The 19,887-nt window shown below is 69.4% G+C and carries 22 protein-coding genes; 12 read left to right on the top strand and 10 right to left on the bottom strand.

Going from position 1 to position 19,887, the window contains the following annotated elements; translation table 11 throughout:
- The first annotated feature begins 46 nt into the window (after nt 1-46).
- Both RM788_RS40620 and RM788_RS40625 read left to right on the top strand, forming a co-directional pair.
- The gene (locus RM788_RS40620; RefSeq protein WP_315925262.1) at nt 47-610 is read left to right on the top strand and encodes a sigma-70 family RNA polymerase sigma factor; all 564 of its coding nucleotides are present in this window, start codon (nt 47-49) and stop codon (nt 608-610) included.
- 4 nt (nt 611-614) lie between these two features.
- Complete coding sequence (locus tag RM788_RS40625) at nt 615-1,352, top strand: anti-sigma factor family protein (protein WP_315925264.1); 738 nt, start codon at nt 615-617, stop codon at nt 1,350-1,352.
- 4 nt (nt 1,353-1,356) lie between these two features.
- Here RM788_RS40625 and RM788_RS40630 read toward each other — a convergent pair whose 3' ends face one another.
- Entirely contained in the window at nt 1,357-1,698 is a 342-nt protein-coding gene (locus RM788_RS40630; RefSeq protein ID WP_315925267.1) for a DUF742 domain-containing protein, read from the bottom strand.
- 436 nt (nt 1,699-2,134) lie between these two features.
- Here RM788_RS40630 and RM788_RS40635 point away from each other — a divergent pair, with 436 nt between their 5' ends.
- From RM788_RS40635 to RM788_RS40650, 4 genes are all read left to right on the top strand, one after another.
- Nucleotides 2,135-3,019: an ABC transporter ATP-binding protein gene (locus RM788_RS40635; protein ID WP_315925269.1), complete on the top strand. Its 885-nt coding sequence runs from the start codon at nt 2,135-2,137 to the stop codon at nt 3,017-3,019.
- A gap of 340 nt (nt 3,020-3,359) precedes the next feature.
- Nucleotides 3,360-4,055 carry an ABC transporter permease gene (locus RM788_RS40640; protein WP_315925271.1) on the top strand — a complete coding sequence of 232 codons (696 nt, stop codon included), beginning with the start codon at nt 3,360-3,362 and terminating at the stop codon, nt 4,053-4,055.
- On the top strand, nt 4,052-5,128 hold the full coding sequence (locus RM788_RS40645; protein WP_315925273.1) for a sensor histidine kinase: 1,077 nt from the start codon (nt 4,052-4,054) through the stop codon (nt 5,126-5,128). The genes RM788_RS40640 and RM788_RS40645 overlap by 4 nt, the downstream gene beginning before the upstream one ends.
- Nucleotides 5,125-5,727: a response regulator gene (locus RM788_RS40650; RefSeq protein WP_315925275.1), complete on the top strand. Its 603-nt coding sequence runs from the start codon at nt 5,125-5,127 to the stop codon at nt 5,725-5,727. The genes RM788_RS40645 and RM788_RS40650 overlap by 4 nt, the downstream gene beginning before the upstream one ends.
- Nucleotides 5,728-5,740: 13 nt before the next feature.
- On the opposite strand, the gene RM788_RS40655 is transcribed toward RM788_RS40650, so the two are convergent.
- Nucleotides 5,741-6,700: a magnesium transporter CorA family protein gene (locus RM788_RS40655; RefSeq protein ID WP_315925277.1), complete on the bottom strand. Its 960-nt coding sequence runs from the start codon at nt 6,698-6,700 to the stop codon at nt 5,741-5,743.
- 9 nt (nt 6,701-6,709) lie between these two features.
- Nucleotides 6,710-8,062, bottom strand: coding sequence for an FAD-dependent monooxygenase (locus RM788_RS40660; RefSeq protein WP_315925279.1), 1,353 nt, complete (start codon nt 8,060-8,062; stop codon nt 6,710-6,712).
- 52 nt (nt 8,063-8,114) lie between these two features.
- Between RM788_RS40660 and RM788_RS40665 the strand changes: the two genes are divergently transcribed.
- Nucleotides 8,115-8,744 (top strand): TetR/AcrR family transcriptional regulator C-terminal domain-containing protein, encoded by a 630-nt coding sequence (locus tag RM788_RS40665; RefSeq protein ID WP_315925281.1) that lies wholly within the window; start codon nt 8,115-8,117, stop codon nt 8,742-8,744.
- Nucleotides 8,741-9,142 (top strand): ester cyclase, encoded by a 402-nt coding sequence (locus RM788_RS40670; protein ID WP_315925283.1) that lies wholly within the window; start codon nt 8,741-8,743, stop codon nt 9,140-9,142. Before RM788_RS40665 ends, RM788_RS40670 begins: the two co-directional genes overlap by 4 nt.
- Before the next feature lie 4 nt (nt 9,143-9,146).
- Here the strand turns inward: RM788_RS40670 and RM788_RS40675 are convergent, their stop codons facing one another.
- From RM788_RS40675 to RM788_RS40685, 3 genes are all read right to left on the bottom strand, one after another.
- Complete coding sequence (locus RM788_RS40675) at nt 9,147-9,914, bottom strand: pirin family protein (RefSeq protein ID WP_315925285.1); 768 nt, start codon at nt 9,912-9,914, stop codon at nt 9,147-9,149.
- Between the two features lie 65 nt (nt 9,915-9,979).
- Nucleotides 9,980-10,927, bottom strand: coding sequence for an SRPBCC family protein (locus RM788_RS40680; protein ID WP_315925288.1), 948 nt, complete (start codon nt 10,925-10,927; stop codon nt 9,980-9,982).
- The gene (locus RM788_RS40685; protein ID WP_315925290.1) at nt 10,924-11,265 is read right to left on the bottom strand and encodes an ArsR/SmtB family transcription factor; all 342 of its coding nucleotides are present in this window, start codon (nt 11,263-11,265) and stop codon (nt 10,924-10,926) included. The genes RM788_RS40680 and RM788_RS40685 overlap by 4 nt, the downstream gene beginning before the upstream one ends.
- Before the next feature lie 157 nt (nt 11,266-11,422).
- On the opposite strand from RM788_RS40685, the gene RM788_RS40690 reads away from it, so the two are divergent.
- Nucleotides 11,423-11,740, top strand: a complete 318-nt coding sequence (locus RM788_RS40690; protein ID WP_315925292.1) for a PASTA domain-containing protein — start codon at nt 11,423-11,425, stop codon at nt 11,738-11,740.
- Nucleotides 11,741-12,430: 690 nt separating this feature from the next.
- Here the strand turns inward: RM788_RS40690 and RM788_RS40695 are convergent.
- From RM788_RS40695 to RM788_RS40710, 4 genes are all read right to left on the bottom strand, one after another.
- Nucleotides 12,431-13,471, bottom strand: coding sequence for a family 2 encapsulin nanocompartment cargo protein polyprenyl transferase (locus RM788_RS40695; RefSeq protein WP_315925294.1), 1,041 nt, complete (start codon nt 13,469-13,471; stop codon nt 12,431-12,433).
- Between the two features lie 13 nt (nt 13,472-13,484).
- Nucleotides 13,485-14,882, bottom strand: coding sequence for a family 2B encapsulin nanocompartment shell protein (locus RM788_RS40700; RefSeq protein ID WP_315925296.1), 1,398 nt, complete (start codon nt 14,880-14,882; stop codon nt 13,485-13,487).
- Between the two features lie 40 nt (nt 14,883-14,922).
- Entirely contained in the window at nt 14,923-16,341 is a 1,419-nt protein-coding gene (locus RM788_RS40705; RefSeq protein WP_315925298.1) for a family 2B encapsulin nanocompartment shell protein, read from the bottom strand.
- 375 nt (nt 16,342-16,716) lie between these two features.
- The gene (locus tag RM788_RS40710) at nt 16,717-17,688 is read right to left on the bottom strand and encodes an ABC transporter substrate-binding protein (protein ID WP_315934883.1); all 972 of its coding nucleotides are present in this window, start codon (nt 17,686-17,688) and stop codon (nt 16,717-16,719) included.
- A 172-nt stretch (nt 17,689-17,860) separates the two neighbouring features.
- Between RM788_RS40710 and RM788_RS40715 the strand changes: the two genes are divergently transcribed.
- The 3 genes from RM788_RS40715 (at nt 17,861) to RM788_RS40725 (ending at nt 19,755) form a co-directional block, all read left to right on the top strand.
- On the top strand, nt 17,861-18,364 hold the full coding sequence (locus RM788_RS40715; RefSeq protein ID WP_315925300.1) for a YflT domain-containing protein: 504 nt from the start codon (nt 17,861-17,863) through the stop codon (nt 18,362-18,364).
- A 21-nt stretch (nt 18,365-18,385) separates the two neighbouring features.
- Nucleotides 18,386-19,246, top strand: a complete 861-nt coding sequence (locus RM788_RS40720) for an NAD(+)/NADH kinase (protein ID WP_315925302.1) — start codon at nt 18,386-18,388, stop codon at nt 19,244-19,246.
- 101 nt (nt 19,247-19,347) lie between these two features.
- Nucleotides 19,348-19,755, top strand: a complete 408-nt coding sequence (locus RM788_RS40725) for a YciI family protein (protein ID WP_315925304.1) — start codon at nt 19,348-19,350, stop codon at nt 19,753-19,755.
- Nucleotides 19,756-19,887 lie beyond the last annotated feature (132 nt).

The following is a 19,887-nucleotide window of genomic DNA, read 5'->3' on the forward strand; positions in this document are numbered from 1 at the left end:
TTTTCTTCCGTCAAAACTCTCGACTAGAAGGCGAACTCAAGCCAAGATGCGTGACGTGGCGCGGCACAGACGTACGCAAACCGAGCGTGATCAGATGTGGCAACCGGACGGAAGTCTGGAAGACGAACTGATCCGACGGCTATACCAAGAATTCGGTAGTCCCCTGCTGGGACATGCCATGCGGTTGACCGGTCACGACCGGCAATGGGCGGAGGACATCGTCCAGGAGACGCTCGTCAGAGCCTGGCGCAACGCCGAGAAGCTCGAGCGCGACCCGGTGCTGCTCCGATCGTGGCTGTTCACGGTGGCTCGACGCCTGGTCATCGACGACCGGCGCAAGCGCAGCGTGCGACCCCAGGAGTCCCAGTTGACGCCGTCGGACGAGGCTCCGGTGCGTGACGAGGCCGACCGCACGCTGTCCGCGATCGTGGTCGCGGAGGCGATGAGCGGCCTGACCGCGGAGCACCGGGAGGCTATTCTCGAGACGTACCTGCGCGACCGGACCGTCGGCGAGGCCGCAGAGGTGCTCGGCGTGCCCGCGGGTACGGTGAAGTCCAGGGTTTACTACGCACTTCGCGCCCTTCGGCGGGCACTGCAGGATCGGGGCTGACCAGGTGACAGCGCTGCCGGACCACATCGACGTGGCGGCGTATGTCCTCGGCGTCCTCGACGAGGACGAGGTCGACGCCTTCGAGAACCACCTCGCCCAGTGCCGCAAGTGCGCGCTGGACCTGAAGGACTTCGCCGTTCTGCCCGACCTCCTGGACGAGGCTGACCAGGCAGGACTCCTTCGGGGGACCGCGGGGGAACGCCCCGACGGTCGCTCGGTTCGCGCGATGTTGGACTCGGTGTCGATCGACCGCGGGCGCAAGAAGCGCAACTACGCGTTGGCGGCCGCAGCGGTCGCCGTGCTCTTGATGGGTGGCACCGCCGCCGCCACCGTCAAGCTCACCTCCGGCAGTGGCAACACCTCGAACGTGGCCCAGAACGTGCAGGACCCGCCGAGGCAGTCCGCGGTGGCCAACAACGAGACCGACGTGTTCCAGGAGCTCAGCCGCTCCGACCCCAAGACCGGGCTCAGCGCCAAGATCCACGCGCGTCCCGAGGCGTGGGGCACGTCCATCGAGTTCGAAGTAGAGGGCGCGAAGGGTCCCGGCCGGTGCGAACTGGTCGCCCTGGCGCGCGACGGCGGCACGATGCCCGTGACGTCGTGGCTGGTCAGCGCACCTCCGGCGAACGGCGACAAGGCCCCCGTCCAGTTGGACGGAGGCCTTGGCATGAAGTGGAACGACATCGCCGCGTTCGTGGTGCGGGACAGCAGTGGCGCGACCCTGCTGAACATGCCCACCTAGGTCCCTACAGGTTCCTCAGCCCGGCCAGCACCCTCTCCAGCAGCGCTGTGGTGGGCTTGCTGCCCTCGGTCTCCTCGTTGCGGTGCACGGTGATCAGGCTCAGGTCGGACATGTCCGCCAGCAGCACCCGCACGACCCCCAGCGGAAGCCTCAGACGTGCGGAGACCTCCGCCACTGAGTGCGGGTCCCGGCACAGGGCGCTGATCGTCCGGTGCTCCAGGGTGTCGGTCATCGGGTCGCGCGCGACCTCCTCGTTCGTGGTCACGATGGTCTCGATGTCCAGCGTGACGTTCGAACGGGTACGTCCGCCCGTGAGGGCGTACGGGCGGACCCTGAAGTCGTTCATCGGTGTCTCCGCGGTTGTCGACGGGTGTCGGCAGCCCCGGCAACACCGAGGCCATGGCACTGTACGACCTCGGTGACCGGGAGTCCCGGACTTCCCATTCCTTGGCATGTCCTCGCCAGGGTGGTCACGGATCGTGATCTTCCGTCACAGCCCTGGAGTAGGGCATTTAAAGTCTATTTAAGGATCGACCAAGTTTTATTTATTGCTACTTCGGAGTTCAATCCACGGATCGTGGTCGCGACGGCGGGTCCAATTCGCATCCTCGGCCCCTCCTTCCTACCGGTTCGATTTGCCGGTTCGCTTTTACGATGCAGACCCGTGTCCCCCCGTTAGACCACTGTCGATCTTCGTGGCCGGGAGGTTGACATTTGTCATCCGCGATCGGTGACGCGGCGGCACTACTGGACCAGTTGGTCCTGCCGCCAGGCTGATGCCCATGACGACCGTGCTGGACATGCAGGGGGTGCGACACCGCTACGGCGGGACGGTCGCGCTCGACGGGGTCGACCTGCGGGTCGACGCGGGGGAGTGCGTGGCGCTGCTGGGACCCAACGGGGCGGGCAAGACCACGCTGGTGAACCTGGTGATCGGGCTGCTGGCCAGGCAGGCGGGGTCGATCGCGATCGTCGGGGGCGACCCGCGGGTCGCGGCGTCCCGGCGGGAGCTGGGGGTGGTGCAGCAGTCGCTGGGGTTCCCGACGACGCTGAAGGTGCGCGAGCTGGTCGTGGGGGCGGCCGTGCGGGCCGGGCAGCCCCGGTCGGCCGCCGGACCGGTGATGGCGGAACTGGGGTTGGCGGAGCTGGGCGGACGCCGGGCGGTGAAGCTGTCGGGTGGGCAGCGGCAGCGGTTGCAGCTGGCGATGGCGCTGGTGGGGGACCCGGCGCTGCTGGTGCTGGACGAGCCGACGGTGGGGCTGGACGTGGCGGCCCGGCGGTCGTTCTGGGAGATCGTGGCCGGTCGGTGCGCTCGCGGCGTCGGGGTGCTGGTGACGACGCACCTGATCGAGGAGTCGGCAGGGGTGGCCGACCGGGTCGTGGTGGTGGACAAGGGGCGCGTGCTGGCGTCGGGGACGCCGGACGAGCTGGTGGCGGTGCTGCCGGACCGGACGATCGTGGCCACGTGCTCGTTGGACGACTCGGTGCTGGCGGCGATGCCGGGGGTGCTGTCGATGTCCCGCGACGGGCGGTGGGTGCGACTGCGCACCCGCGAGCCCGAGTCCGTGCTGCGCGTGCTCCTGGCAGCGGATCCGACGCTGGCGGACCTCCGGGTGGAACAAGCCGGTCTGGAGGAGGCCGTCATCAGCATCGGCGCAGCCGCATGACCCCACCCACCCGCGAGTCGAACCCCCAGACACCCCGTGTCGAACGCTCAGACACCCCGTGTCGAACCTGGGCGGGGCATCCGGGCTTCGTCGGACCGGTGCCGGGCCGTGTCGGCAGACCGATCGGTGCGTTGTGGCCGTCCGTCCACGTTGGACTGATCGGTCCGCCCCGGAACCGGGAAGTGGTGGACCCGGTGGACGACCAGGGCGCGTCCCACCCGCACACGCCGTGTGCGGGACCCATGACCTGCATTGGAGCTGTGGCGTGAACACCATGACGGCTGTTGGGCGGCCTGCCGGCCGCGATCGTGGACCGGTCGGTCTGGGTCGGGTCTTCGCCGTGGAGCTCGTGGACGACCTGAGGGGTGTCGTCCGCGAGCCCGCGGCGTTGTTCTTCTCGATCGTGATGCCGGTGGGGTTCTTCGTGTTGTTCGTGTCGATGTTCGGCAGGCAGAACACCGGGATGCTGGCGACCTTCGGGACGTTCGGGGTGCTGGCGGTCACGCTGATGAACCCCGGCATGGGGGTGGCGAAGGACCGGGAGCGCGGGTGGTTGCGGGCCAAGCAGGTGTCGGCGGTGCCGATCGGGGTGACGTTGGCGGCGAAGGTGGTCGCCTCCTTCCCCTACGCGATCGGGGTGTTGGTGGCGATGGCCGCCGCGGCGGCGGCGACCGGGTCGTTGACCGTGACGCCCTGGCAGATGGTCCGACTGGTCGGGGTGCTGGTGCTCGGCGCGTTCCCGTTCGCGCTGCTCGGACTGGCCATCGGGTTCCAGGCGAGCACGAACGCGGCGGCGGCGATCCTGAACGCGCTGCTGATGCCGTCGGCGATCTTCTCGGGGCTGTGGATGCCGCTGGAGTTCCTGCCGTCGTTCTTCTCGCACGTCGCGCCGTTCCTGCCGCCCTACCACCTGGCGCGGCTGGCGCTGGCGCAGATCCAGCCCGGTGAGGTGCTCGGGCACGTGCTGGTGCTGGTCGGGATGACCGCCGTCAGTGCGGGACTGGCCGGTCTGTCCTATCGTTTCGCTCGACCATGACGACATCCCGCCTGCGCGCGTGGACCTGGGTGCACCTGGTGTACCTGGGCCTGCCCGCCTTCCAGCCGATCTTCGACCCGGCCGCCGACGCGTGGGACTGGGCGCTGGTGGCGTTCATCGTGGCGGCGTTCGTGCCGATGTACGCGATGTCGCTGGTGCGGCCGTGGCAGGCCCGGTGGTGGCTGACGGTGCCCGCGACGGTGCTCGGCGTGCTCGCGGTGTCGTTCAACGCGGGCGCGGCGGTCCTGTTCGTCTACGCGGCGGCGTGCGCCGGGCTGACCGAGACGCGGCGGACGGCGTTGCGGTGGTTCGGGTTCCTGACGACGCTGACCGTGGTCTCCGGTGTGATCTCCGCGACGCCGATGCCCTACAAGCTGTGGAACATCCTCCCGCCGGTGCTGTTCATCTGGGTGATCGGGCTGGTGCAGATCGCCGAGGCGGCCCGCTCCCGCGCCAACACCGAGCTGCGCATGGAGAACGCCCGCATCGAGCACTTGGCGACGGTGTCCGAGCGGGAACGGATCGCGCGGGACCTGCACGACCTGCTGGGGCACTCGCTGACCGCCGTGGTGATGCGGGCGCAGCTGGTGAAGCAACTCGTGGACGTCGACCCCGAGCGGGCGCGGGCGGAGGTGCTCGAGATCGAGCGCACCGCTCGGGACGCGCTCAGCGAGGTCCGCGCCACCGTGAGCGGCTGGCGGCAGGCCAGTCTGGAGGCCGAGTTGGACGCCGCCCGCGGTGCGCTGGCGAGCACGGGGGTCGACCTGCACGTGCGCCGCGACCCCGACCTGACCCTCGTCGGCTCCACCGAACACGCCCTCGCGCTCGCCGTGCGGGAGGCGATCACGAACGTCGCCCGGCACGCGGGCGCCCGCACCTGCCACGTCGGCATCCACGCCGTCGACGGGGAGCTGCGCGTCGTGGTCGCGGACGACGGGACCGGCGGCGGTCTCGACGGCAACGGCCTGTCCGGGATGCGGGAGCGGATCGCCGCCCTGGGCGGCCGTGTGCACCGCACCGGCACCGCGGGCACCACCGTGACCATCGCCGTGCCCCTGCGGGTCGCCACGTGATCCGCGTCGTCCTCGCCGAGGACCAGGGCATGGTCCTCGGCGCCTTCGCCGCCCTCCTCGACCTCCAACCGGACATCGAGGTCGTGGCAGGCGTCGCCGACGGTGACGCGGCACTCGCCGCCGTCACCGAACACAGACCTGACGTCCTGCTCACCGACATCGAGATGCCCGGCCGCTCCGGCCTGGACGTGGCCGCCGAACTCCGCAGGCGCAACGACCCCACCAGAGTGCTGATCGTCACGACGTTCGCCCGCGGCGGCTACCTCCGCCGGGCGATGGAAGCCGGCGTTCTCGGCTACGTCCTCAAGGACGCCCCGATCGCCGAACTGGTCGACGCGCTGCGCAAGGTGCACGCGGGCGAACGCGTCATCGCACCGGAACTGGCCGTCGCCGCCTGGGACTCCGCCGACCCGCTGACCGACCGCGAACGCGAGTTGTTGCGCGAAGTCGTCGAGGGCGCGTCGAACACCGAGATCGCCCACCGCCTCCACCTGGCCGAAGGCACCGTCCGCAACTACCTGTCCACGGCCATGGCGAAGCTCAACGCCCGCAACCGATCCGAAGCCGCGACCATCGCCCGCGAGCGCGGCTGGCTGTGAGTCCACAGTGGACTTACAGCCAGTCCCGCTTCTTGAACGTCAGGTACAACACCCCCGACAGCGCCAGTATCGCCGCCGTCGACACCCAGAACCCCCACGGCTGCTCGAACCCCGGATAAGGCAGGTTCTGCCCGTAGAACCCGGTGATGGCGGTGGGCACAGCGATGATCGCCGCCCAGCTCGTCACCTTCTTCATGATCATGTTCATCACGTTGCCCTGCGCGGTGAGCTGGGTCTCGCGCAACGTCGTCGTCATCTCCCGCAACGACTCCGTCCAGTCCGTCACCCGCAGCACGTGGTCGTTCACGTCCTGGAAGTACGGCTTCAACTCCGCCGTCACGATCGCGTCATCGGTCCGCAGCAACGCCCCGACCACGTCCGCCATCGGCAGTTCCACCCGCCGCAGCATCACCAGGTTCTTCCGCAGCCGCAACGCTCTGCGTTGCATCCCCTTGTGATCGGGACGCTCCTCGAACAGCACGTCCTCCAGGTCCTCGATCTCGTCGTCGAGCTTCTGCGCGACGGCCAGGTGCCCGTCGACGATCGAGTCCAGCAGCCCGTGCAGCAGGAAGCCCACCCCGACACCGGACAGGTCGCCCGGCTCGTCCCACCGCTTCAGCACGTCCTCGAAGTCGAACTCGTCCCGGACCGTCACCAGCGCGCGCTCGGTGATGAACGCGGACACCTCGGTCGGGGCCAGCACGTCGTCCTCGAACCGGACGGCTTTGGCGGTCAGGAACGAGTGCCCGTCGTACTGGTCGAACTTCGGCCGTTCGTGCTTCGCCAGCGCGTCCTCGATGGCGAGCGCGTGCAGCCCCAGTTCCTCCGCGATCGTCGCCAGGTCGTCCTGGGTGGGGGAGTGGAAGTCCACCCACACCACGGCGTCCGGGTCCTGGAGGTGCTCGGAGACCTGGTCGAGGTCGAAGTCGGACGCCTCCAGCTTCCCCTTGCAGTAGAGCCGCGTGCTTGCCATGCCTGAAGGCTAGTGGGTGGCCGTGGCCGTTTTGCCGCTCGCCCAAGCCACGTGGCCGTCGGGGCGGATCAGCGCGCCGCGGACGTCCTCCCACCCGGCGTGCTCCGCGGGCTCCCCGGTGAAGTCCAGCGGCACGTGCTTCCCGGTGCGGAGCAGGGTGAACAGGCTGGTCCCCGCCACCCGGAGGTCCGGTGCGCGGGTGCCGACCAGCGGGTGGTCGCCCGGCCGGTAGGCCACGGCGAGGCCGGACAGGCGTTCGGCGAGGGTGCGGGAGAACTCCGGCACGGTCGCGATGCACCCGCTGAGCAGTGCGCGCAGCGCCAGCACCTCCGGGGTGGCCGCGTTCATCAGCGCGGTCTGCGCGCGGGTGCTGAGCAGCAGGTCCGCGCCGACCGGGTGGCGTTCGTCGTGGTAGCTGTCCAGCAGCCCGTCGGGCGCGGTGCCGAGCGCGGTCGCGGCGAGCTTCCAGCCGAGGTTCGTGGCGTCCTGGACGCCGACGTTGAGCCCGACCCCGCCCGCGGGGAAGTGCATGTGCGCGGCGTCGCCCGCGAGCAGCACCCGGCCGTCGCGGTACCGCTCGGCCTGACGGGTGGCGTTGCCGAACCGCGACAGCCACCGCGGGTCGCGCAGACCGAAGTCGGTGCCCGCGATGGCGGTGACCGTGGCGCGCACCTCGTCCAAGGTCAGTTCGCCGGGGCGTTCGGTATAGCTGGAACCGCCGACGAACCGGTGCACGCCACCGGGCATCGGCACCGCCATCAGGCCGCCGTTGGCGCCGGAGATGGAGATCAGCGACGGCGGCGGGTCGTCCAGCACGACGTCGGCGAGCCAGCCCCACGTCGTGTCCGGCGTGCCGGGGAAGTCGATGCCCGCGGCCTCGCGGACCGCGCTGCGCGTGCCGTCGCAGCCGACGACATATGCGGCCGTGAGTTCGTACGGCCCGTCGGGACCGGTGACCCGGAGCGCCACCGAGTCGGCGTCCTGGCGCAGCCCGGTCACCCGGTGGCCGCGCAGGATCCGCGCGCCCCGCTCCACGGCGTGCTCCTCCAGCAGTTCCTCGGTGCGGACCTGCGGGAGCGCCAGCGTGAACGGGAAGTCCGTGTCCAGCACGCGGAAGTCCATCCGGTCGTCCAGCCCGCCGAAGTGGCCGTTCGGGATGCGCATCCCCTCGGCGAGGAACCGGTCCACGACACCGCGGAACGCCAGCACCTCCAGCGTCCGCGGGTGGATCGTCAGCGCCTTCGAGTGCGGATCCCGTTCGGTGCGGGTCTCCAGGACGGTGACCGGCACCCCGCCCAGCCCCAGTTCGGCCGCCAACCACAGTCCGACGGGCCCGCCGCCGACTACCACTACCTGCTCCACGTGTTCCTCCTTGGTCACTGACCAACAACCGATGGGGTCGTACACTAGGTCAGTGACCAAGAAGTCCGCAACCGGCCTCGACCCGGACACCGTCGTGCGCGCCGCGCTGGAACTGCTGGACGACAAGGGGGCCGACGCGGTGTCCGTCCGCGGTGTGGCGGACCGGCTCGGCGTCCGGATGAACACGGTGCTGTGGCACGCGAAGACCAAGGCGCGCCTGCTCGAACTGATGGCGGACGCGATCGTCGCCGGAGCGCCGGTGGAGGATCTGCCGGAACCGTGGCGGGACCGGGTTCGCGAACTGGCCCACCGTTACCGCCGCGCCCTGCTGGCGCGGCGGGACGGGGCCCGGATCGTGGCCGGGACGTACGCCGCCGAACCCGCCACGCTGCGGTTCGCCGACACCATGGTCGGCGCGCTGCTCGGTGCGGGATTCCCGGCGCGCCAAGCGGTCTGGGTGTGCTGGACGATCGTCTACTTCGTGCTCGGGCTCACCCAGGAGGAGCAGGCGTCGCCCGACGCGCTCGGTGAGGACTTCGGCCGCCTGCTCGCGTCCGGCGAGTACCCGGCACTGGCGCTCACCCGCGAGCACCTGGAGGACGGGTCGTTCGACGAGCGGTTCGACCACGGCCTTTCCCTTGTGCTGCAAGGACTGGGCTCGCGGGGAGAGGATGGGGCATGACCGATGACCTGGAGACCCGTTACCGCGCCTACCTCGCCGTCCTGAACGAACGCCGTCTCGACGACCTCGTGCACCACCTGCACGACGAGCTGACGTACAACGGCGAACCGCTGACGCGGCGCCAGTACCAGGACCAGCGGGCCGCCGACATCGCCGCGATACCGGACCTCGTCTTCGACGCGCACGTCGTCGTGGCCGCGGGTGACCACGTGGCGTGCCGCCTGGTCTTCGACTGCACGCCGGTCGGCGAGTTCCTTGGCTTCCCGCCGACCGGCGGGCGGTTCGTGTTCGCCGAACACGTCTTCTACCGCTACGAGGGAGGTCGCATCGCGGCGGTGACGTCGCTGATCGACCGCGCGGCCATCGCGGCGCAACTCCGATCGGGCACCGCCGGGTGAGCGGTCAGCCCGCGATCGTCGCGTGCATCTCCCACACCAGCACCTCGGCCGGTTCGGTCGCGGTCACCCGCTGGCCGCCGGTCGCGGTGAACCGCACCGCGTCACCCTCGGCGAGCGCGCCCGCGCCCTCCAGGGTCACCGATCCCCGTGCCACGAACAGGTGCAGGTACGGCGCCTCGGGCAGTTCGACCGACTGACCCGGCTGCAAGCGGGCGGCGTGCAGGGCGGCGTACTTGTTCTTGATGCGGATGGCCGCCGCGCCGTCGTGGACGTCCATTCCGGACGCCACGGGCACCAGTCCGCCGCTCAGCAGGTCGTTGTCGATCTCCAGCTGCTCGTAGCCCGGCGTGATCCGGTTCTCGTCCGGGACCACCCACATCTGGATGAAGTGCACGGGATCCTGGTGGGCAGCGCCTTCCAGCCGCCACGAGTCGTTCTTCTCCGAGTGCATGATCCCGCGGCCCGCGCTCATCCGCTGCGCCAGACCGGGGTAGATGATCCCGTTGTGCCCCGTGGAGTCCTGGTGCACCAGCGAACCCTGGAGCACCCAGGTCACGATCTCCATGTCCCGGTGCGGATGCGTCTCGAACCCCGCGCCCGGCCGCACGACGTCGTCGTTGTTCACCAGCAGCAGGCCGTGGTGGGTGTTGGTCGGGTCGTACTTCTGGCCGAACGAGAACGAGTGCTTCGAGTCCAGCCACGAGATCTTGGTGGCATCGCGCTCGGCCGAGCGGCGCACGTCCACCTGCGGCTGCAAGGTGCTCTGGCTCATGACTGGACCCTCTCGCGGGAGTTGATGTGTCACCTACGCTCGGTGGAACGTAGTTGACGACGCAACTATTCCCGTATCGGGGGTGTCTGGAGGTTCGACACGGGGTGTCTGGGGGTTCGACTCGCGAGGGGGTGGGTGTAGTGCTGGTGGAGTTCGTCGGTGCGGTCTTGTGGCCAGGGGCAGCGGATTTCGCCGAACGCGGCGGCGAAGAGGAGTTCCAGGTGCGCGTGCCATGCGGCGAGGACGAGGGCGGGGTCGGCGTCGGCGGGTGGGGTGTGAGTGAGTTCGACGCGTGTGCCCAGGGCGGGGTCCTGGGTGATCTCCCAGCGGACCGGGCCGTAGGCGAGCACGTGCGGGGCGGTGACCTCGGTCAGCGGGGTGGTGGGCACGTGCGGGTTGGTGGCCCTGGGGGGTGGTGCGTCGCCGACCTGGGGATTCGTGTCCCCGGTCAGGAGGGTCCAGATGTCGGTGGCGGGTTTCCAGACCAGGTCGCGGGCGAAGTGCGCCGTGGTTCCGTCGAAGGTGCCCTCGTCGAGGTGGAACTCGCGGATGTAGGACTCCAGCGGCGCTAGGAACTCGCTGCTCGGGGTGTGGGTTCGGCCGTCCAGGTGTGCGTCGAGAACGGCCAGGCAGGTGTCCCAGCCGAAGGCGTTGCGGCCCGCGGAGAGGCGGTCGCCGAGGACCTGGGTGAAGTGGAGGACGCAGCCGTCGTCGGTCGGGACGAGTTCGAACCGGAGCACGTCGGAGTTCCAGCGGAAGGCGAACACCTTGGGCGGGTCGACCTCCAGCACCTCGCCGGTGCCGCCGTCGTCGACCGGTGCTCCTTCGGGGAAGGTGAAGTGGATCCTGGCGCCCGGGGTGAGGTCGAACTGGACGGTTGCGGGGAACCAGGCGGCGAGTTCGGTCGGTCGGGTGATGGCGCGCCAGACCTTGATGGGGGAGTGGGGGAGGGTGCGTTGGAAGCGGAGGACTGGGTGGCCCTGGAGGGTTTCCAGGGTTGCGCGGGGGGTCATGCGGTGGGTCCTTCGTGGGTTTCTGTTTCTGCGTCGGGGGTGGTGTTGAGGTGGTGTTCGAGGGCGTCGAGGCTGTGTTCCCACATGCGGCGGTAGGGGGTCAGCCAGGCGTCGATTTCGGCCAGGGGTTGGGGGCGGATTCGGTACCAGCGGCGTTGGGCGTCCTGGCGGACGTCCACCAGGCCGGCTTCGCGGAGGACTTTCAGGTGTTTGGAGACGGTTGGTTGGGTGAGGGTGAGGTGGTCGACGAGGTCACCCACCGGGCGTTCGCCGGTGCGGAGGAGGTCGAGGATTTCGCGGCGGCTGGGGTCGGCCAGGACCGCGAATGTTGATGCCATGTGGGGAATATAGCTGGGTTGGCATATTCGAGCAAGTAACGCGGGGGCGTGCGACGCTGACATGTCGGGCACTCGTCGGATCCGGAGGCAGCCCAGCATGAGTCGGTCACTGGTGGTCGTTGTGTTCGCGCTGGTTTTGGGGGGTTGTGGAGCCGGGGTGGGTGAGAATCCACCGTTCACGCCCACTGCCATGAAGGCGCTCCCGTCTGTCGTGTCGACCCCGGCGCCGGTGAGGGGCACTGAGGTCGCGAAGACGTGCACTGTGCCGGATGTGGTGGGGATGGTGCATCAGGATGCGCAGGATGCGATGCAGGCCAGTGGGTTGTACGTGCTGCTGGAGAGGGATGCGACCGGGCAGGGGCGGTTGTTGATCAATGATCGGAATTGGACGACTACCGGGCAGATGCCTGGGCCTGGGGAAGTCGTGGATTGCGGGGCGACGGTGACGTTGTCGGCGAAGAAGACGGGGGAGTAGGGGCTGGGGTGCCCTGGTGAAGCCCGGTCCTTGGGGTGTTGTGGGTCGTTGCGGAGAAGTCCGGCCGCCGGTGTGTTGTTCCGGTCCGTTTGCTTCCTGCTAAGCCCGGCCCCCGTGCGCGCGATTGTCTCAATGCCACACCCCCGTTTGTCAAGGCGGGAAAGATGCCTTGACAAACGGGGGTGTGGCAGGAGGGCGCTGTGTATCGGGGGCAGGGGGAGGTCTGGCTTCGCTTGTGTCGGCTGGGCGGTTTAGGGCACCTCGCTGCGCGTCGGTAGGGCGGTGGGCGCTCCGCGCCGGGTGCGGGGGAGCGGCTGCGCCGAGGGGGTATCAGGCTGCGCCTGACAAGGCGCCTCGCTGCGCATCGGTAGGCGGTGGGCGCTCCGCGCCGGGTGCGGGGGGCGGCTGCGCCGATGGTGGCGTCGGGTTGCGACTGACCAGGTGTCGGGTTGTGTGCGACTGCGCCGCATCGGTATCCCGCGCTTTGCGAGGACGAGCGCCTTGCTGTGTGTCGGCAAGGCGTCCTGTGGGCGGGGTGGGGTGTGGGTGGTGGGAAGTAGTTCGGGCCCAGGACCTTCCGGTGCGAAGGTCCTGGGCCCGTGGGGCGGCACTCGTCTGGCCCGGCGAGTGCCGCTGTGGGTGCCCGCCGAGGCCATTCGGTCGGTGAGCGGGTCGGCGGGGCGGGTGTGGTCAGTGGTCGCGGTTGGTGGCGAGTTCTGCGACGGCGTCGAGTTCTGCTGCTGCGCGAGGGGTTGGGGTGGCTGCGGTCAGGTGGTTCCTGGCGCGGGTGAGCAGGTCGTCGGCGCGTGCTTGGCTCCAGGCGCGGCCGCCTGCGAGGTCGATGAGGTCTGCTGCTCGACTCAGGTCGTCGGCCGAGAGCGGGCGGTCGGAGTGGTAGATGGCGTCCAGTTCGCGGCCTGCCTCGGTGCCGGAGTTGAGCGCTGCCACGACGGGGAGTGACTTCTTGCGGTTGCGGAGGTCGGAGAAGACCGGCTTGCCGGTGACGGACGGGTCGCCCCAGATGCCGAGGAGGTCGTCGGCGAACTGGAACGCGAGGCCCAGTGCTTCGCCGAAGCCGCGCAGTTCCTGGACCTGCTGGGCGGAGCCGCCGCCGAACAGCGCGCCGATGGCGCACGCGCAGCCCAGCAGGGCGCCGGTCTTGCCTTCGGCCATCTTCACGCATTCGAGCAGGTCGACGTCGCCGCGTTCCTCGAACGACATGTCGGCCGCCTGCCCGTCGAGCAGGCCCTGGACGGAGGCGCTGATCATCCGCATGCCCTGCTGGGCGGACGGGTGACCGCTGTCGGCGAGCACGTCCAGCGCGAGCGCCAGCATGGAATCGCCTGCGAGGATCGCCGAGTTGACGCCGAACACGCTCCACGCCGTGGGCCGGTGCCTGCGGGTCGTGTCGCGGTCCATGACGTCGTCGTGCAACAACGAGAAGTTGTGCACCAGCTCGACCGCGACCGCCGCGCTCATCGCCGCCGCGGCGACGCTGCCCACGGCCTCGGCGGCGAGCAGCGTCAACGCCGGGCGGATCGCCTTGCCGCTGTTGCCGCCGGTCGCCTGGCCGTGCTCGTCGCGCCACCCGAAGTGGTACCCGGCGATGACGCGCATCGACTCGGGCAGCCGGTCGACGGCGCCGCGCAGCGCCGGTTCGACGCCGAACCGGCTCCACGACAGCACTTCGTGCGCCGAGCGGACCGCCTGCTTGTCCTCGACATCGGTCATGACCCGTCCTCCCTCAGCGGTCGATCTCGACGTTCTCGAGCACGCCGAGCGCGTCGGGAACGAGCACGGCCGCCGAGTAGTAAGCGCTGACCAGGTACGACAGGACGGCCTTGTCGTCGATGCCGGTGAACCGCACCGACAGGCCGGGCTCGTACTCGTCGGGCAGGCCGGTCTGGTGCAGGCCGATCACGCCGTTCTCCTGCTCACCGACCCGCATCGCGAGGATGGAGCTGGTGCCGGTGGACGAGATCGGGATCTTGTCCGAGGGCAGGATCGGCACGCCGCGCCACGTGTTCACCTTCGTGCCGCTGTAGTCCATCGGCGGCGGGTAGAGGCCGCGCTGGTTGAGCTGGCGGCCGAACGCGGCGATCGTGCGCGGGTGCGCCAGGAAGAACGCGGTCTTGCGGCGACGGCTGATCAGGTCGTCCATGTCGTCCGGCGTGACCGGACCGGTGCGGGTGTGCAGCCGGTGCTTGAGGTCGGCGTTGTTCAGCAGGCCGAAGTCCGGGTTGTTCAGCAGCTCGTGCTCCTGCCGTTCCCGCAGCGCCTCCACGGTCAGCCGGACCTGCTGCTGGATCTGGTCCATCGGCTGGTTGTAGAGGTCCGCGACGCGGGTGTGCACCCGCAGCAGGGTCTGCGCGACGCTGAGCTCGTACTCGCGGGGGGACAGCTCGTAGTCGACGAACGTGCCGGGCAGCTCCACCTCGCCCTCGTGGCCCGAGGACATCTCGATGGACGCCTCGCCCGCCTTGTTGCTCGACTTCCCGGACCGCGCGACGAACCGCTCGATGTGCGTCCGCAGCGCGTCGCCCTGGCCGTTGAGCAGCTGCACGTCCCGCCACGCCAGGACGAGCACGATGACCGGCGTGACGGCGCGGACCGTGAAGGGCCACTCCCGGAGCGCGCCGGTGAGCACCTCGTCGCCGAAGTGGTCGCCATCGGCCAGCACGCCGAGCGAGGTCTCCTCGCCGTACTGGCCCTTCCCCGTCGCGCTGACCTTGCCGTGCGCGATCAGCACGACCTCGTCGGCCGCGCGGCCTGCCTGCACGACCACCTCGCCGGCCGCGAACTCGCGCTGCTGGAAGCGGTCGGCCAGCGCGTTGAGCACGGCGTCGTCGTCGAACTCGCGCAGCGCGGGCAGCTCGCGCAGCTCCTGGGGGATCACCCGCACCGCGGCACCGGTGTTGGTGAAGGTCACCCGGCCGTCACCGACGGCGTAGCTGAGCCTGCGGTTCACCCGGTACGCGCCACCGCCCGCCTCGACCCACGGCAGCGAGCGCAGCAGCCAGCGGGGCGAGATGCCCTGCATCTGCGGCACCGACTTGGTGGTCGACGCCAGGTTGCGCGCCGCCCTCGTGCTCAGGCTCGAAGGCGCGTAGGCCTCTTCGAGGCCCGGATCTGTCACCGTCACGTGTCTTCCCATCTCCTGACTTGCCTGCGGACGGACGGATCTAGCCCTCGCGACCGATCTCGACGTTCTCGAGCACGCCGAGCGCGTCCGGCACGAGGATCGCGGCCGAGTAGTAGGCGCTGACCAGGTAGGAGATGACGGCCTTCTCGTCGATGCCCATGAACCGCACGGACAGGCCGGGCTGGTACTCGTCGGGCAGGCCGGTCTGGTGCAGGCCGACGACGCCCTGGTTCTGCTCGCCGACGCGCATCAGCATGATCGAGCTGGTCCGCGTCTGGCTGATGCCGATCTTGTTGCACGGCAGGATCGGCACCCCGCGCCACGACGGGACCTGGTGGCCGCCCATGTCGACGCTGGCCGGGTAGATGCCGAGCTTGCTGCACTCGCGGCCGAACGCGGCGATGGCGCGGGGGTGCGCCATGAAGAAGCTGGGCTCCTTCCACACCGTGGACAGCAGCTCGTCCATGTCGTCGGGGGTGGGCGGGCCGGAACGGGTGTGGATGCGCTGGCTGAGGTCGGCGTTGGCGAGCAGGCCGAAGTCGCGGTTGTTGACCAGCTCGTGCTCCTGGCGCTCGCGCAGGGCCTCGATGGTGAGCCGCAACTGCTGCTCGACCTGGTCCATCGGCTGGTTGTAGAGGTCCGCGACGCGGCTGTGCACGCGCAGGACCGTCTGGGCGACGCTGAGCTCGTACTCGCGCGGGGACAGCTCGTAGTCGACGAACGTGCCGGGCAGCTCCACCTCGCCCTCGTGGCCGGAGGCCATCTCGATGGACGCCTCGCCGCTCTCGTCGCGCTTGCCGCTCTCCTCGCGCGCACGGGCGTGCTGGATGTGCTCGCGCAGGCCGCCCGCCGCGCCGTTCATCTCCTCGAACGTGCGCCAGTCCAAGGTCAGGACGGTGACCGGGGTGACCGCCTTGACGGTGAAGTCCCACTCGCCCTGCGGGCCCGCGAGGATCTCGCCGCCGAAGTGGTCGCCGTCGGCGAGGACGCCGAGCGCGGTCTGGTCGCCGAACTGGCCGACACCGATCTTGTTGACCTTGCCGTGCGCGATCAGGAACACCGAGTCGGCCCGCTGACCGGCCTCGACGATCAGGTCGCCGGGCGCGTACTCGCGCTGCACGAACCTCAGCGACAGCGCGGTGAGCACCGCCTCGTCGTCGTACCCGCGCAGCAGCGGCAGCTCGCAGAGCTCCTGGGGGATCACCCGGACCTCGGCGCCGGTGTTGGTGAACGTCACGCGGCCGTCGCCGACCGCGTAGCTCAGGCGCCGGTTGACCCGGTAGGCGCCGCCCGCCGCCTGCACCCACGGCAGGACCTTGAGCAGCCACCGCGAGGAAATGCCCTGCATCTGCGGCACGGACTTGGTCGTTGTGGCCAGGTTCCTGGCCGCGGCCGTCGCCAAGCTCGATTGCGCACGACCCGAATCCACGTCCGACGAGGGGTTATCCGTCACAGTCACCCGAGATACCGCCTATCCGCTTGCACGCCGCCTGGGCGCGTGAGGAACTCAATTCACGAACAATGGACTTGTTCGTGGCGGTCAGACGTTAACCATTCGGACCATGTAGGGGGAAGCGGCCAAAGCGGCGTCCTCCCATGGTGTGACCAGGGACGATGTTGGGTACTCGCTGTGTACATGGTGGACGGATCGCACCACATCGGGTGAATCTTCCAGGTCGGCGCGATTAAGTCGCGCCGACCTGGAATCTGTAACTCCAACGCTTGAAAAAAGATCACTCCATCGTGGGCCTCAAGTAGCGAAACCTACGAATAATGTCGTAAAAATTGCAACAGTCGAAGCGAAGTTCCCACGGACGATAAAGTTGGAAAGGGCTTACTTCCGCAATGCTGCGGTGAACAGGGGGACCGCGTTCTTGATCGCGTAGGAGACGCCGAGGGTCGACCCGCTCGAGAACGCGTCCGACAGGGCCTTGTCGTCGAGGATGACGAGGTGCCCGGCCTTGGCCGAGGGGATGTTGTTGAGCACCTGGTCGGCCCGCAGCACGGACGCGTCGGCGCCGATCGGGAACACCACGGTCAGGTCGGCGTCGAGCAGGCCGAGCTGCTCGGTGGAGATCTCCACGTAGAACGTGCCCTTGGCCAGGGAGTCGATCTCCTTCTTGGTGCCGAAGCCCAGCTCCTTCATGAAGTCCACCCGGCCGTCACCGGGCACGTAGGCGCCGTACTGGTTGCCGAAGTAGGTGCCGACCACGGCGGTCTTGCCCGAGAACGTCGCGGCGTCCTTGAACTCCTTCTCGACGTTCGCGATCAGCTCCTCGCCCTTGTCGGGCTTGCCGAGCGCCTTGGAGACCATCTCCGTCTGCTGGCGCCAGGTCGTGCCGTAGGGGATGACGTCCTTCGGCGCGGCGATGGTCGGGGCGATCTTCGACAGCGTCTCGTTGGTCTTCGCGTCCAGGTTCGACCGGGTGTTGAGGATCAGGTCGGGTTGGAGCGCCGCCACGGCCTCGAAGCTCAGCTCCTGCGTGCCGAGGATGGTCGGCGCCTTCTCGTACAGGCCCTTCGCCCACGGGCCGACGCCCTCGCCGCCGAAGGCCAGCCAGTCGCTCGCGCCGACGGGCTGCACGCCCAGCGCCAGCGCGGTCTCCGCGTCCGACCAGCCGAGCGCGACGACGCGGGTGGGGGCCTTCTCCACCTTGACCTCGCCGAACATGGTGTCGACGGTCACCGGGAACGCGGAACCCGCGGTCGAGGACGTACCACCGGTCTCCGGGGTCGAGGCACTGCCGCAGGCGGCCAGTGAGGCGGTCAGGAGGACTGTCAGTAGCCCGATGGCGGCGCGCTTCATGTTCACCCGTTCGTTCTAGTGTTTAGGTAACCCTAAGCTAACACGCGGGCGGGCTGACTGAGAATCGCCTGTGAAGTCCCGGTAAGGGGCACGATCGGGCGGGGTGCCGTCGTTGAAAGGGACGTAAGAGCGAAAACGCCCCCGAGTGGGGTCGTTCACAGAGGTGAGTGAGATGACAGCGTTCATGCAGTCCCCGTCGACGGTGAACATCCCGACGCTGCCCGAGGGATGGCCGATCGCTTCGTACAACACCTACCAGGAGGCGCAGCGCGCGGTGGACCACCTCGCCGACAGCGCCTTCCCCGTGCAGGGCATCACCATCGTCGGCGTCGACCCGATGCTGGTCGAACGGGTCGCGGGCAGGCTGACCTGGGGCAAGGTCCTCGGCAGCGCGGCCGCCTCCGGCGCGTGGCTCGGCCTGTTCGTCGGCCTGCTGCTCAGCCTGTTCACGCCGGGCGCGGGCGTCGCGCCGATCATCATCGGCCTGGTCGGCGGCATCGCGTTCGGACTGGCCACCTCGGCCGCCCGCTACGCCGCGACGCGGGGCCAGCGCGACTTCGTCTCGACCAGCCAGGTCGTCGCCCGCCGCTACGACGTGCTGAGCATCCCGGCCAACGCCCAGCGCGGCCGCGACATGCTCGCCACCCTCGCGATGAAGGGCCCGCAGGCGGCGTGACCCGCCCGTAGAGTCCGGGGCATGACGGAGATCGGTGCGGTGGGTCTCGTTCTGCACCCGCGCAGGGACTGCGCCCAGGTGATCGGCACCATGGTCGACTGGGCGCGGTCCCGTGACATCGAGCTGTTCGGCGTCGAGTCCGAGGTGGAGCGCGCCAAGGGCGCGGTCTCCTCGATCGGCGCCGAAGACCTCGCGGGCCGGGTCGACCTGCTGGTCAGCCTCGGCGGTGACGGCACCATGCTCCGCGCGATGCGCCTCGGCATCCCGGACCGGACGCCGGTCCTCGGCGTGAACCTGGGCAAGCTCGGGTTCCTCGCGGAGATCGACCCGCCGGAGCTGAACGACGCCCTGTGCGCCATCGACGAGCACCGCTTCACCACCGAGGCCCGCTCCGGGCTGAGGGCCGTCACCGAGGGCAAGGACGCCATCGCTTTCAACGACGTGGCCCTGGTCCGGGTGCCGGGGAACGGGATGACGGCCGTTCGGCTGCACGTGGAGGGGCACCCGTTCGTCAGCTACTCGGCTGACGCGGTGGTCGTGGCGACTCCGACCGGTTCGACCGCGTACAGCTTCAGTGCCGGTGGTCCGATCATCTCGCCGCGGGCGGAGGGGTTGTTGATCACGCCGGTGGCGCCGCACTCGACGTTCAACCGGGCGGTGTTCCTGTCGGGCGGGGAGAAGCTCGCGCTGGAGATCACGGGTAGTGAGGTGGGTGTGGAGGCGGACGGCCAGCTCATCGGGTACGTGGGGGCGGGGACTGTGATCGACATCGAGGTACTGCCCGCGGCGGCGCAGGTGGTTCGGTTGGGGCGGACGACGTTCTACCAGCGGGCTCAGCGGAAGTTCGGGCTCAGCGGGTTCACGACGCAGAACGAGGTCTGAGAAGTTTTTTCGGCGCTCGTGTCGAGAACGGGTGACGGGTTGCGTCCCTGGGATGAGTGCGGCCCACAGGGGGCGCACCGCACCGCATCGAGGAGATCGTGATGGCGAAGTACCTGTTGCTCAAGCACTACCGCGGCGCGCCGGCGGCGGTCAACGACGTGCCGATGGACCGGTGGACGCAGGAGGAGATCTCCGCGCACATGAGGTACATGCAGGACTTCGCGGACCGGCTGGAGAAGACCGGTGAGTTCGTGGACGGTCAGGCGTTGTCGCCGGAGGGGGTGTTCGTCCGGTACGACGGCGAGGGACGGCCGCCGGTGACCGATGGCCCGTTCGCGGAGACGAAGGACCTGATCGCGGGGTGGATGGTGATCGACGTGGACAGCTATGAGCGCGCCGTCGAGCTGGCGGGGGAGCTGTCGGCCGCGCCGGGGGCCGGGGGGAAGCCGATCCACGAGTGGCTGGAGCTGCGCCCGTTCCTGACGGCGCCGCCGACGATCACGGAGTGAGTCGGGAGGGCGTCCGTCCTTGACACCGGATGGGGGCATGGGTCGTCGTCGGGCGCGGTGGCCTTGTCCCTCGGAACCGGGTAGCGGCGCCCCCGTTCTCCGGGGGGTCTTGCGGCACGTTTGCCCGGTTCC

This window comes from Umezawaea sp. Da 62-37, from assembly GCF_032460545.1.
Classification (GTDB): Bacteria; Actinomycetota; Actinomycetes; order Mycobacteriales; family Pseudonocardiaceae; genus Umezawaea.